Below are 13582 nucleotides of genomic sequence, written 5' to 3'. Positions count from 1 at the left end.
TATAGTCATTCTACGTACAAATGAATAGATCAATTATGCCTAGGCATAATTGCATCAGGAATAGCTTTGTACTTAGCCTGCAAGTTAAATAATATAAATCAATTCATCGTGCTCAGTTTTCAAAATTGTATTTAAATCATCCCATACTTCGTCAGGAAAAGAATACTCTGACAGATTGCGAATTTCGATACCGTAAGCTTCTTTAGGCTTCTCGATTCGATACAGTGATAACAGTGCTCCATCTTTAGCAAAGGAACGATAAGCACGTAAAAATTCTGGTGAAATAGATGGGATACTCGTTTTCACTTTCCGTCGCCAAAAACCAGTGCTCCGTTCCTTTTCGCGAATAAAACTGTTCAAAACATTCGCAATCAGTAAATCGGAATCACTTAAATGACGGAAATAAATTTTAGTCATTTTTTCTAAATCTGAAGAGTAATAGACAAATCGATTTTGCAATTTATTAAAAAATGGTGAAGTAATCGGTTCCTTTTTATGACTTATATAAAGCAATTCTCCTTGTTCCATCGGTGTTAGTTGGTCTAGCCTCTTCTCATCCATAAAGTCTATCCAACACAATTCTTTGGATTCAGTAGCTTTCTTGACAAACTGCGTTACTTCCTCTTCTGGTATATAATCAAACTGTGTATGCATATTAAAGGAACCATCTTCATAGGAATGTTTCAATAACAGTAAGTGATGCAGTGGTTCAAGCGCAGCCACAAATTGCGAGAATTTAAGCCCGCTAAAAATAACAAATTTATCGACATCATTCATATGAACATAAATATGATACATAAAATCTTCAGCTGACTTCAATTTTTTAGCCACAACCATCACCCCATTCTTCACTACATTATAAAACTAAACATGAATTTTTGAAACATTTTAAGCTAATAATCGTCATAACAATATTCACAGGCGTAAAAATGTTTTTTACGGTATAATATGAATGATAAAGATGCTATTGCACATCTGTTTTTAACCACTCGGAATGAACAAATTTTTAAAAATATAATTCTATTCATTTTTTTCAAATATGTGCGAGGAATCTAAACTGAAAGAAAAACATCAAGCCTCCTCGTTAATACCCTTTCATCGGCATCGAAATTTACTTCTTGACCTATGGAGGAGAGTCCTTTTAAATATATTTGGTAGCATATTGAATTGGAATTAATTTGAATCAATTTTACTCATGAAGAGATACTATATTAATTTAGGTGGCTTGTATGGAAAATAAACGAAATTTCGCGAATCGTTTTGACTGGACGCTCGCTTTTATACTCTTAACCTTCCTAGTCATAAGTTTGTTAGCCATTGCGTCGGCGCAAACATCAGGTCAGTATGGCATTAACTATGTTCCTTTACAATTGCGATGGTACGTCATTTGCTCGGTCATTATTGGAATAGTTATGTTTTTTGAACCTGATCAATATAAAAAAATGTCTTGGTATATGTACGGTGCTGGAATCGTCCTATTAGTACTGCTTATCTTCATGCCAGAAGGACCAGGACAAATCGGTGAACGTATTAATGGTGCAAAAAGTTGGTTTAAAACACCGCTAGGGAATATTCAACCCTCTGAGTTTATGAAAACTTTTTACATTCTAGCACTTGCTCGTCTTATTAGTAAGCACAACGAAGTTCATTCTTTTAGATCCATAAAAACGGACTTTATATTGCTAGGAAAAATCGGTGCTACACTGTTACTACCTTTAGCTCTTATTATGAAGCAGCCTGACCTCGGTTCAGCATTAGTATTCTTTGCCATTACAGCTGCTATTGTCATTGTAGCAGGTGTATCATGGAAAATTATTGTACCAACTTTTTTAGGTGGTGCTATAGTAGGTGGTTCTCTTTTATGGATGGCACTCTATATGCAGAGTTTTTTAGAGAAATCATTTGGCTTTAAATCGTATCAGTTTGCGCGAATCTATTCTTGGTTAGATCCATATTCATATTCTTCTAGTGAAGGATACCATTTAATTACGTCCTTAAATGCTATTGGTTCAGGTGAAATTTTCGGAAAAGGTTTCCGCGGTCGTGAAGTTTACGTTGCCGAAAATCATACCGACTTTATTTTCACAGTAATCGGAGAAGAATGGGGTTTTATTGGCGCTAGTATCGTTATTTGTATTTTCTTTTTATTAATCTATCATTTAACAAAAACTACACTATTATTAAAGGATCCATACTCAACTTATGTATGTGCCGGGATTATTGCAATGATTACATTCCACGTACTTGAAAATATCGGTATGACTATCCAACTTTTACCTATTACTGGTATCCCCCTACCGTTTATCAGTTATGGAGGAAGTTCATTGATGGGGAACTCGCTAGCACTTGGTCTTGTTTTCAGTATGCGTTTCCACTATCGGACGTACATGTTTACAACTCACGATGATGATTAATTATGGATATAAAAAATGGGTAGTCTCAATTACGAGACTACCCATTTTTATTTGTAAAACGAGTTAAGCTTGAACTTGCGGAGTTTGCGTTGGTGGTGTGAGCACTTTTAAAAGTTCAAGTCGAGACTTTGTTACAGTGGCTGTTACACCCAACTTAGATAAATTCGAAACAATCTTTTTCAAATCTACTTCTTTTTTCATACATTCCACCTCAATCTTTCCTCGAATTTATATAACGTTTAATTACCAAAAAAGTTTCATTTTTTTCATGCGTATGATGTCTGACGAGTTATATCTATCATACCATTTAACGCTGCTTTAAAATTTTTCATTTTTGTTACAATGTAAATTTTTCCTCTTCTTAACTATTTACCAACTTATATTCAAAGCGAGTGGATTTGCGTTCCTACTGCGCGCTTTGTAGCTGCCGCTTCGCTGCAGGGTCTCATCTGTGACGCTGATCCCCAAGGAGTCACCCAGTACACCAATCAACCTTAAATGTCATCCTTATAAACCTTTTTACCACTCTTAATATCGATATACCCTCTAGTAGTATACCCCAGAGATAATTTAATACTCTATGCGACAATCGATACAAAAATTAAAAATGGAATGAGTCCTTTTAGTTACTTTAAAGCCGTATCGACCTAATCCCATTATTAACAGTCCGCCTTTTTTTATACATCGTTTTCAGCCTCGTTTCTCTATTACTGTTAGAAATCGTCCAGCCTCCGCCCTAAACAATATACCTTGGCAAACTTTTATCAAATGTCATTCCCTACTTTTAGTAATGAACAACGAGCACTTATGCTGTTTTATCTTCCGTCTTCTTGTAATAACAATAACAAGAGAGGTAGAATATACATACTAAAATATCGTATGAAAGCAGGGTACTGTATGAAAAGGGCAATTTTATTACTAATGTCTGTTCAATTCCTTGTCTACCTAGGATTTGGAATTATAATACCTGTCTTACCCGAGGTTGTAGTTCAACAAAATTGGCGTGATATACACGTAGGCGGCCTACTTACAGTATATTCGCTTGCAAGTTTTTTCACTGCGCCATTTTGGGGGATGCTATCCGATAAGGTAGGTCGTAAGCAACTTATATTAATAGGCCTAGTTGGTTTTAGCTTAAGCTTTGTTATTTTCTCCTTATTTATAAATAATTTAGCCATGTTGTACTTCTCACGTGTTGTGGGTGGTCTATTTTCGGGTGCACTATACACGGCTGTGACAGGCTTTGTAGGAGATATGTCGAGTGAGGAGGATCGTAATAAGTATATGGGCTTCATGGGCATGTCCATCGGGCTCGGTTTTATTTTCGGACCTGCAATTGGAGGCATGCTCGGACACTATAGCCTGCAACTACCATTTGTCGCTTCTGCAACACTAATTGCACTATTATTTATTTATGCAAGTTTCGTTTTAAAAGAACCTACAAAACGAAAAGATACGAATAAACGCGCTATTGTGCCAAAGGGTGCAATCAAAATGCTACAGTATCGTGTGCGCTATTTATTTATGTTCTCATTTTTAGTCACTTTTATGCTGGCAGGAGTAGAAGCAACGTTCCAGCTATTTCAAATTGATCGAATTCAAATTACACCATTACAAATTGGTTATTTGTTTATGTTTAGTGGATTTGTAGATGCAGCTATTCAAGGTGGTGTGGTTAGACGTATTAAAAACGGCAGCGAGACGACTTGGTTAATAGGTGCACAAATTGTCACAGCTATAGGTATGCTGTTATTTACTTTAACAGCTAACTTATTGATGGCAGGCTTTGCCCTTTGTGTTTTTACAGCGGGAAATGCACTTGCGAGAACATGTGTCGTATCCCTTTCAACTAAAGAATCTGGTGGACAATATGGGACTGCTGCAGGTCTTTCCTATTCAATGGATAACCTAGGTCGCATTCTAGGACCGCTATTCTTCACATGGCTATTTACAATGCAATCTAGTTTGGGCTATTATACTTCATCAGCAATAGCCGTCGTTTCAATAACTTTACTATTTATTTTTAAAGCATCAAATAAATCTTTACGACTTGAATAATTTGTTGATAAAAAGCCGTACCTTAATAGTAAATGAAAGAATATAGATCACATCAAGGGATATTAGACTCCTTAAAGCGAAATACTGGAGGGCTCTATATGAACAAAACAACAAATCTTTTACTTCCAAAAGAGCTAGAATCATTTCGATTTGACATCGAAGATTCACTACGTTCAGCAATGATTATCACGCCATATACACGTTCAACTACAGTAACAGAAAGTAAATTTGCTGGAGAACCTTATTTACCCTATTACCAAACTTATCCGAAAGATATTACAGGTGAGCCTATGCGGCTGTTAGCTCAAATTAACTTTGCAGAAATGCCACCATTAAAGGATTTCCCATCTCAGGGGATGCTGCAATTTTTTATTTCGTCTAATATTTTCGTAAATGCTGATCATTATCACGAGGATATTTTCCAGCAATTTTATAAAATACGATTTTATCCTACCGTAAATGATGAGGCGACAATGCCTAAACAGGAGTTTTTAGCACAAACAGTAGATGATCGGTTCCCTATTCATCAAGAGTTAGCATTGCAATTTCAACCGATACAAGAACCTGTTTCTGCTTTAGATTATCGCGCCGTATCTTATTTACCAAATTTAATTCCTTCAACAGAAGATGTTGATTTACTGGAGATTTATCTCCAACACTTCTTAGGGGCAGGAGCTAAAATTGGTGGTTATCCCTATTTTTTAGAGGAGGATATCCGTCACGAATCGCAGCTCCTTAAACGATATGATGTATTATTACTCCAAATCGACTCTAATGATGAAATTGGTATTATGTGGGCAGATAGTGGAGTTGGGAAATTTTTTATTAACCGTGAAAAGCTTCTTCAAAGGGATTTCTCTGATATTTTGTTTCAATGGGAGCATTATTAATCTTTATCTTCATTCGATAAATGTAACAAAGCGAAATTGATGTTGGATTACCTCGTTTTAGTTTTGGAGGTAATCCTTTTCCATGCTTAAGACAAATTTCTTATCTTCTTTCCACATATAAAGTAAGCTATACTAGATATATTGCGAAAATATAGTAAAGGCAGGTGTAGGAATGAGTGTTTTTACAGATGTTGGATATCTAGTGCCATTAATTATGTTTGTAAATATTTTAGCAGCAATGGTCATAATTTTTTTAGAGCGTAAAGATGCCACTTCTACATGGGCATGGATTCTCGTACTATTTTTCATTCCATTAGGTGGGTTTATTTTATACTTGCTATTCGGACGACAATTAAGGAGAAAACATTTATTCCGTTGGGAAGGACGCAAAGATATTGGTATCGATAACCTCATTAGCTATCAGACAGAAGCAATCCGAGACGATACGTTCGAGTTTCGTATAGAAAATGCGGAACAGTATAAAGAAATGATTTATATGCATCTTAAAACAAATAATGCCGTACTAACACAAGACAACCACATTGATATTTTTGATGATGGTGCAGATAAATTTGAGCAGCTTCTAAAAGATATAGAGGCAGCAAAAGATCATATTCACATTCAATATTATATTTTCCGTCTAGACGACTTAGGAACACGCATTGTTACTAAACTTATTAAAAAAGCAAAACAAGGGGTTAAGGTACGTATTTTATATGATGAAATGGGCTCACGTAACGTTAAGAAACGTCATTTCAAGGAATTGCTTCATGCAGGTGGTGAAATTGAAGTATTTTTCCCATCCACTTTACCACTTATAAACCCCCGTCTAAATTTTAGAAATCACCGAAAAATTGTTGTGATTGATGGCCGTATTGGTTATATCGGTGGCTTTAATGTCGGCGATGAATACCTTGGTCTACAAAAGAAGTTCGGCTATTGGAGAGATACACATTTACGTATTGAAGGTAGTGCCGTACATCCATTACAAACACGCTTTTTACTTGATTGGAATCAAGCTTGCGAACATCAGAAAATGGGTTATTCAGACCGTTACTTCCCTGCTATCCCGAAAAAAGGCGATGTAGGCTTACAAATCGTGTCAAGCGGACCTGACTCTGACTGGGAACAAATTAAAATTGGTTATTTAAAGCTTATTAATATGGCGAAAAAATATATCTATATCCAAACGCCATATTTCATACCAGATGTTAGTTTTTTAGATGCGATTAAAATTGCGACGCTTTCAGGCATTGATGTGAGGATCATGATTCCAAATAAGCCTGATCATATGTTTGTTTATTGGGCTACATACTCATACGTAGGACAATTATTGCGTGCAGGAGCAAAAGTTTATATTTATGAGAAAGGCTTTATTCACGCTAAAGCAATTATTATTGACGATGAAGCATCTACAGTCGGAACTGCAAACCTTGACGTACGAAGTTTCAGTTTAAATTTTGAAGTAAATGCCTTTATTTATGACTCAACGATTTCACATCGACTTGCTGAGCTATTTGAAAAGGATATTTTTGATTGTACTGAATTAACATGGGAAATGTACAAAAATCGTTCTACACTGATTAAATTTAAGGAATCAATTTCACGTTTATTAACACCTATTTTGTAGAATACAGAGAAAGGAAGAGAGCTAGTTCATCATGACGAACAACTCTCTTCCCTTTTTATTTCACACCTAAATATTCTTCTAGCGTTATATTTTGTTTTTTAATATCTTTTGCTATGTCTACACCAACATAACGGTAATGCCATGACTCATACATATAACCTGTGATGTCTTCTTTATTTTTGGGGAATCGTAAAATAAAACCATAGTCTTGGGCGTGTGTAAATAACCATTGTCCTGCTGGTGTTTCACCGAATTCTTCAGTTAGCCATAAATTATCTTTACCTTTCTCCCCTATATCAAAGGCTAGACCTGTTTGATGCTCTGAATAACCTGGTCGAGCACTATAGCGATCAGCCGCAGCTTGTCCATCACGTTTAGCATAGTTATTATATAATGTTGTTTGGTATTCAAAAGATCGATAGCCGCTAAAGGCTACTAAATCAAAACCGTCTTGTTTTGCTACAGCAAACATTTTGTTTAGCGCTTGGCGTGCCTCAGGATTTTCTTCAGGCGCAAAGGTAGATGGTAGCGGATATATTTTATTCGCTAATAAAATACCATTAATATATGTTGGCTCAGTTGGTAATGTTTGATTTGGTATATAGCCATTTGCATCTGTCTTTTGCTCTGGCTTCACAGGATGATCCACTGTTTTTTTCGGCTCTTCTTTTTCAGGTGATTCTTTTTTAGTTGGTTCTGCTGTTTGTTGTTCATGTTCATCTGATGCATTACTTACCTGTTTATTTTTATAGTTATAAACTACAAAAATAGCTGCAATAAGCGCCACTGAAATTAAAGCACCAAGGATGAGTGGTAAACGTTTCTTTTTCACTATTTTTTACCCCTTTTAAAGTTATCTGGCACTACATAGTTGGCTCCTCTGTCGAAGAATTAAATCGATTACAGAAAGAACAATCCTTCAATAAGTACCGATACTAGTTTTTACTATATTGGTATAGTCTCATTTTATCACTGTTCACAATTTAGGGTGTAAGTTTTCACCAATGATTTTTAAACTTCTTTCAGCGGGTTTCCAAACACCTGTACCAGTCGCTGCGCTTTCGCACACAGGCCTAAACACAAAGTCGATTCCGGACGCTATTATGCCGAGGCATAATTGATCACTAGCTTGTTAGTCTGTGAGAACAATAATAAACACAACTATAGAAGCAATTGAGAAAAAGATTGCCATGTACTTCATCCATTTCGCCTCTTTTATATAACCTTGCTCCTTAAAGCTTTTTGCTCTAAAACCATTCGATACGGCAAACATAATCGTCATTGCCAATACCGCAAAATTAAAATTACCCATGATAATAAATACGATTGCCGCAATACTTAAAACCGCGACTAGAATAGATGATACCCACTTTATGTTCATCTTGCTGTCCTCCTAAAAAAATCGAGGCTACATAGGCGCCTCGACATAAATTATTGTATGAATTTACACTTTTTCCGGATGCTCCGAATAGAATTTTCGACCGATATATGTTTGAATAATCAACAATGCACCGCTGACTGACCAGTAAAGTGGTAGAGCTGCCATAGATGACATCGAGATAAAGACAATCATAATTGGTGAAATATAAATAAACATTTTCATTTGTGCTTTTTGTTGCTCTGGTACCGTCCATAAAGATACACGTGCCTGAACTAAATAAACAAGACCAGCTACAACTGTCATAGCGATATCAGGTGAACCTAAGCTAAACCATAAAAACTCATGCGCTTTCACATCTGTAGAATATAAAATGGAGAAATAAAGACCCATGATAATTGGCATTTGAATTAACATTGGTAAACAGCCCATATTGAGTGGATTGATACCATGTTTTTGATATAATGCCATCATTTCTTGTTGATACTGCATTTGCTCTTCTTTCGTCTTTGCTTCTTTCATCTTTTTCTGAACGGCTTCCATTTCAGGCTTAAACGCATCCATTTTCATTTTCATCTTTTGTTGCGAACGATAATTTTTTAACATAATCGGCATTAAAATTAAACGAATAAGAACCGTAATAGCGATGATTGCTAAACCATAGCTACCTGAAAACATTGTATTACCGAAAAATTCCAGTAAAAATTCCATTGGTTTTACAAAGATACTATAGAAAAAACCTTCTTTGTTTTGCACAGCTTGACAGCCACTAAGAACAAAAACGACAAGTCCAAGCATTGAAAATAGCTTCAAATTTTTCATTTTTCCACCTACTATAATTTATCAACTAAAATGAAGTATACATTATTGGGTCTATTTTTATCAAATAGCAAGTGCTACTAATTCCATCATAAAAAAAGATACGAGCTTTAGCATCGCTAATACGTCCGCATCTATTGATTAATCTTATACTAAGTGTACTTTTGTCACTCAATTATGCCTCAGCATAATTACGTTCAGAAACAGCTTTGTTCTTGTACAAAGTTGTTCTTATTTTTCAGCGGATATTTGCACACCCGCTGAAATAAGTTAAACGTTTTGCAGCTCTGATTCCGTCATCTCAAAACGATAAAACTCATGATGTAGCTCGTCTCGGAAATGTTTGGGCGTTACCCCAGTATATTTTTTAAAGATGCGGGTAAAATAGCTTTGGTTACAGAAATGGAATTGATCTGAAATAGAAGTAATACTTTTATTAGTGTGTCTAAGGTAGTACTGTGATTCTTCTACCCGACGAACATTTAGATATTCAACTAATGTAATACCAACATGTTCTCTAAAAATACGCGATAAGTGACTAGTACTAATATGGAAGTTATTTGCGATGCTTTCCACTGTTAAGTCATTTTCCAATTCATCATTTATAAACATAATTACTTTATTAACTGTCTGGTGACGGAAAGTCGGTTGCTTACGATCTGCGATAAAATAAACAAAGAAATCAATTAAATCATCAGCGAATTGTAAAAATTCAGCGTCTTTCATTTGATTTTCAATCATATCATGACAAGCAATGTTAAAAGCAAATGCTTTCTTCGAAGGAACTTGATTGTCTAGCAGTTTACGAGCAACAATTGACGACAAAACAGAAAAATAACTTCGAACAATTTTAATGACTTGTTTGCCAAAACGTATTGAAAGAATATCAATTAATTCATGCAAAGATTTCTTAGCCTTTGTAGATTCTAAATGATAGATCTCAAATATTAATTTCGACTCAATATTAAAAAATTCCTCTATACCGATGTATTGGTTAATACTATCGATTTCTTGAAAGTATCTTTTGGATATCGTTTCTGACATAGAATGTTGATGTAGTTGCATAATCTTCCCCATCTTTCCTCAGATTGCACGCATTGCTTTTACATTTTCTGACAAAAATCTATTTCATATAAGAAAATAGTATTTCCTTACTAATTGTAAGAATTGAGTCATATTTCACAATTATATAATTGAATATAACTTGAAAGTAACCCAACTAAATCACTAGTTACAAAAAAAAAATAGACTATACCGTTAATTTTACCATATTTTGCGATTTCCTTTCAACCACATTTTGTCTCCTACACTAGTTCTAATTTATCATATGCACATAGTAGAAACCTCGTAAACTTAATTACCTACATTTAGATTTTACCATATACCTATCAAAATGAATTAGTAATTATTTAAAATTTGTTACAAATTATGTAATGTAATTTGCATCTTTATATTTCATCATTCGACATTTCTCTTTTTTATTCCGAAATCTTCTCTATATAATTTATACGAATATGTAGTAAAATAGATGATAATACTATTTTTAAAAGTTTAGACGAGGTGTTAATAGTGGATCCAAAACAAATAGAAGAAATTATGGAGATTATTAAGGAGTTTTTCCCTGAGAATACTTCCATTGCAATTTCCGATACAAACGAATACTTGTACTACCAAGCGAGCAAAAAAGTTGATTTGAAAATCAAACCAGGTGACCCGATTAAAGAAGGCTCTGCAGCTCATAAAGCGTTAAACTACGGACAAAAGATTAGCTCTTATATTGAGCCTGATGTATTTGGAGTAGCTTACTACGGCATGAGTATTCCTTTAATGGAGGAAGGCGAAACTAAGGGTGCAATCACTGCAATCTTCCCACAAAAGCCATCCGCATTTTTAACGAACTACATTACCATCAAAATTGATGACTGCTGGTACCCAATCAAGCATGATCAGGTTATTTATCTTGAAACACAGCTCCGAAAAACATTTGTTAAAACAATGAGTCGTGAAGGATATCACCGCTTAAATCTAAGTGATCTTGAGCTATTTTTAGCACCTGACTCATTTATACGTTGTCACCGCTCTTATATTGTTAACATTGACTACATTGATGAAATTCAACCAGATTCACATTCAACGTTTTTATTAATCATGAAAGACGGTACTCGTATTCCTGTTAGCCAACGCTACGCAAGCTACTTCCGTCGTTCTTTAGGTTTCTAATCTTTTATAAGTACAGCGAGCATTCTAAATGTTCGCTGTCTTTTTTATTGATTTACATGCACTTCATCAAAAGTTAGAGATAACACTGCTTTAAAACATTTACCCATGTGATTAAGTTGATTGGAGTAGAGTCAGAGCGAGCCCTAGGATCAGCGATAGAGCGTTCAGCCGGAGCGGAAATCAACCTCACATTATATGGTTGAATTTCCAAAAGGGAAATTCTCTAAAAATAATACACCTCTACATTAAAACGTTTTCTCTGTCGAAAATTCGTTTTTATGCTCGTTTTTCCTAGTTTTACTCAATTTAATGCTATTTCTAAAGTAATTGTGACAATTTGGTGATAGTATTATTCAAATGGTTGGAGTCATACTACAACTGAATAAACAGAAAATTCTTACACGTTTTTTCTAGTTTTGTAATCGGTTTCCATCAAACTTTTTTAGGGGAGGATTTTTTAATGGATGCAATTGTTCAAAAACGCCTAGGCTTAAAAGAACTTGAAAGTAAAATTGTTACTGCTGAAGAAGCTGCAGCACTGATTTCTGACGGTGATGTAGTTGGTATGAGTGGATTCACTCGTGCGGGGGACGCAAAAGTTGTTCCTATGGCTTTAGTAGAGCGAGCTAAAAACGAAAAATTCAAAATTGATGTATATACAGGAGCTTCTTTAGGACCTGAAGTAGATAAATACTTAGCTGACGCTGGTGTTATCCGCAAACGTGGGCCGTTCCAAGGAGATGCAACAATCCGTAATTTAATTAACACTGGTGATGTCCTTTATGTAGACGCTCATCTTTCACATAACGCTGAATTAGTTCGTCAAGGAATTATCGGACCAATCAAATATTTAATCCTTGAAGCTGTTGCTATTACAGAAGATGGGTTCATTATCCCAACAAACTCTGTAGGTAACTCACCAATCTTCGCTGATTACGCTGAAAATATTATTGTCGAATTAAATATCTCTCATCCTGAAGCTTTAGTAGGTATCCACGATATCTATGTACCAGGTGAGCAAGGTCAACGTGAAGCAATCCCAATGACTGATGCTATGCAACGTATTGGTGACATCGGTATTAAAGTAGATCCAGCTAAAATTAAAGCGATCGTTATTTCTGAAGAGCCAGATGCGCCTTCATTAATCGTTCCACCAGATGAAGAAACACAAACAATGGCGAACATTTTATTAGACTTCTTCAGAGATGAAATTAAAGCTGGTCGCTTAACAAAACAATTAATGCCATTACAATCTGGTGTAGGTTCTGTTGCAAACGCTGTACTTGACGGCTTCGCAAATTCAGAATTTGAAGATTTAGTTGTTGCTTCTGAAGTACTTCAAGATGCTGTATTCAACTTAATTGATGCTGGTAAAGTTAAATTTGCAGCAGCTACTTCAATTACACTGACTGAAGAATTACAGAAAAAAGTATATGGCAATCTAGAGAAATACGCTGATAAAATTTGCTTACGTCCACAAGAAATTTCTAACCACCCAGAGCTTATCCGTCGTTTGGGTCTAATCTCAATCAACACTGCTCTTGAATTAGATATCTATGGCAACGTAAACTCAACACACGTATCTGGTACTCGTATGATGAACGGTATCGGTGGTTCAGGTGACTTTGCACGTAACGCACGTCTAGGTATTTTCGTTACGAAATCATACGCAAAAGGCGGCGCTATCTCTTCAATCGTGCCAATGGTTTCTCACGTAGACCACACTGAACATGATGTTGATGTAATCGTAACTGAGCAAGGTATTGCTGACTTACGTGGTCTTGCACCACAAGAGCGTGTACCTTTAATTATCGAGAACTGTGCACACCCAGATTACAAAGAACAACTTTGGGATTACTATAACCGTGCTCTAGAAGCAACTGGCGGCCATCAAACACCTCATATTTTAGAGGAAGCACTTTCTTGGCACGTAAATCTTGCTAAAAACAAAACAATGAAAAAAGAAGTTGCTAAAGCTTAATTTTCATCATTTAGGAACGCCTCATAGGTTTAAAACCTTATGAGGCGTTCTTTTTGGGGTAAAATTCACTTTAAATAGACTCTATGACTGCTAACAAGCCTATATCCCTCTAGGTATTGTCAGCGGGCTTGGAACTTTATTATTAGTATTAGCAACTATTAAAAAGACCTTCTCATGTAAAAATGAGAAGGT

General features: G+C 35.4%; 12 protein-coding genes. 6 read left to right on the top strand and 6 right to left on the bottom strand.

The annotated features are described in order from the left end of the window. Nucleotides 1–84: 84 nt before the first annotated feature. A complete protein-coding gene (locus MWJ95_RS16510; protein WP_249076254.1) occupies nt 85–837 on the bottom strand; it encodes a hypothetical protein in 753 nt (250 codons plus the stop codon). A 392-nt stretch (nt 838–1229) separates the two neighbouring features. On the opposite strand from MWJ95_RS16510, the gene MWJ95_RS16505 reads away from it, so the two are divergent. Continuing rightward, nucleotides 1230–2414, top strand: coding sequence for an FtsW/RodA/SpoVE family cell cycle protein (locus MWJ95_RS16505; protein ID WP_249076255.1), 1185 nt, complete (start codon nt 1230–1232; stop codon nt 2412–2414). Nucleotides 2415–2477: 63 nt separating this feature from the next. On the opposite strand, the gene MWJ95_RS16500 is transcribed toward MWJ95_RS16505, so the two are convergent. After that, nucleotides 2478–2615: an Lmo0850 family protein gene (locus MWJ95_RS16500; RefSeq protein WP_166672133.1), complete on the bottom strand. Its 138-nt coding sequence runs from the start codon at nt 2613–2615 to the stop codon at nt 2478–2480. Between the two features lie 696 nt (nt 2616–3311). Here MWJ95_RS16500 and MWJ95_RS16495 point away from each other — a divergent pair. From MWJ95_RS16495 to cls, 3 genes are all read left to right on the top strand, one after another. Beyond that, a complete protein-coding gene (locus MWJ95_RS16495; RefSeq protein ID WP_249076256.1) occupies nt 3312–4472 on the top strand; it encodes an MFS transporter in 1161 nt (386 codons plus the stop codon). A 98-nt stretch (nt 4473–4570) separates the two neighbouring features. Beyond that, the gene (locus tag MWJ95_RS16490; protein WP_249076257.1) at nt 4571–5362 is read left to right on the top strand and encodes a YwqG family protein; all 792 of its coding nucleotides are present in this window, start codon (nt 4571–4573) and stop codon (nt 5360–5362) included. 172 nt (nt 5363–5534) lie between these two features. Next, on the top strand, nt 5535–6992 hold the full coding sequence (cls, locus tag MWJ95_RS16485) for a cardiolipin synthase (protein WP_249076258.1): 1458 nt from the start codon (nt 5535–5537) through the stop codon (nt 6990–6992). 55 nt (nt 6993–7047) lie between these two features. Here the strand turns inward: cls and MWJ95_RS16480 are convergent, their stop codons facing one another. The 4 genes from MWJ95_RS16480 to MWJ95_RS16465 form a co-directional block, all read right to left on the bottom strand. After that, nucleotides 7048–7824 (bottom strand): M15 family metallopeptidase, encoded by a 777-nt coding sequence (locus MWJ95_RS16480; RefSeq protein ID WP_249076259.1) that lies wholly within the window; start codon nt 7822–7824, stop codon nt 7048–7050. Nucleotides 7825–8124: 300 nt separating this feature from the next. Further along, on the bottom strand, nt 8125–8373 hold the full coding sequence (locus tag MWJ95_RS16475; RefSeq protein WP_249076260.1) for a hypothetical protein: 249 nt from the start codon (nt 8371–8373) through the stop codon (nt 8125–8127). A 63-nt stretch (nt 8374–8436) separates the two neighbouring features. Beyond that, nucleotides 8437–9192, bottom strand: a complete 756-nt coding sequence (gene yidC, locus MWJ95_RS16470; protein ID WP_249076261.1) for a membrane protein insertase YidC — start codon at nt 9190–9192, stop codon at nt 8437–8439. Between the two features lie 267 nt (nt 9193–9459). After that, nucleotides 9460–10254 carry a helix-turn-helix transcriptional regulator gene (locus MWJ95_RS16465; RefSeq protein WP_249076262.1) on the bottom strand — a complete coding sequence of 265 codons (795 nt, stop codon included), beginning with the start codon at nt 10252–10254 and terminating at the stop codon, nt 9460–9462. Between the two features lie 504 nt (nt 10255–10758). On the opposite strand from MWJ95_RS16465, the gene MWJ95_RS16460 reads away from it, so the two are divergent. Both MWJ95_RS16460 and MWJ95_RS16455 read left to right on the top strand, forming a co-directional pair. Further along, nucleotides 10759–11409: a LytTR family DNA-binding domain-containing protein gene (locus MWJ95_RS16460; protein ID WP_049663393.1), complete on the top strand. Its 651-nt coding sequence runs from the start codon at nt 10759–10761 to the stop codon at nt 11407–11409. Nucleotides 11410–11869: 460 nt separating this feature from the next. After that, a complete protein-coding gene (locus MWJ95_RS16455) occupies nt 11870–13390 on the top strand; it encodes a succinate CoA transferase (protein ID WP_249076263.1) in 1521 nt (506 codons plus the stop codon). Nucleotides 13391–13582 lie beyond the last annotated feature (192 nt).

The organism is Lysinibacillus sp. Bpr_S20, assembly GCF_023337835.1.
Taxonomy (GTDB): Bacteria; Bacillota; Bacilli; order Bacillales_A; family Planococcaceae; genus Lysinibacillus.
This window is presented reverse-complemented; position numbering and strand designations above follow the sequence as displayed.

What these genes read in the sequence shown, in the direction of transcription:
- MWJ95_RS16500 (WP_166672133.1), bottom strand. Translation starts at nt 2,615, where the DNA reads ATGAAAAAAGAAGTAGATTTGAAAAAGATTGTTTCGAATTTATCTAAG.
- MWJ95_RS16475 (WP_249076260.1), bottom strand. Translation starts at nt 8,373, where the DNA reads ATGAACATAAAGTGGGTATCATCTATTCTAGTCGCGGTTTTAAGTATT.
- MWJ95_RS16505 (WP_249076255.1), top strand. Translation starts at nt 1,230, where the DNA reads ATGGAAAATAAACGAAATTTCGCGAATCGTTTTGACTGGACGCTCGCT.
- cls (WP_249076258.1), top strand. Translation starts at nt 5,535, where the DNA reads ATGAGTGTTTTTACAGATGTTGGATATCTAGTGCCATTAATTATGTTT.
- MWJ95_RS16465 (WP_249076262.1), bottom strand. Translation starts at nt 10,254, where the DNA reads ATGCAACTACATCAACATTCTATGTCAGAAACGATATCCAAAAGATAC.
- MWJ95_RS16490 (WP_249076257.1), top strand. Translation starts at nt 4,571, where the DNA reads ATGAACAAAACAACAAATCTTTTACTTCCAAAAGAGCTAGAATCATTT.
- MWJ95_RS16455 (WP_249076263.1), top strand. Translation starts at nt 11,870, where the DNA reads ATGGATGCAATTGTTCAAAAACGCCTAGGCTTAAAAGAACTTGAAAGT.
- yidC (WP_249076261.1), bottom strand. Translation starts at nt 9,192, where the DNA reads ATGAAAAATTTGAAGCTATTTTCAATGCTTGGACTTGTCGTTTTTGTT.
- MWJ95_RS16510 (WP_249076254.1), bottom strand. Translation starts at nt 837, where the DNA reads ATGGTTGTGGCTAAAAAATTGAAGTCAGCTGAAGATTTTATGTATCAT.
- MWJ95_RS16495 (WP_249076256.1), top strand. Translation starts at nt 3,312, where the DNA reads ATGAAAAGGGCAATTTTATTACTAATGTCTGTTCAATTCCTTGTCTAC.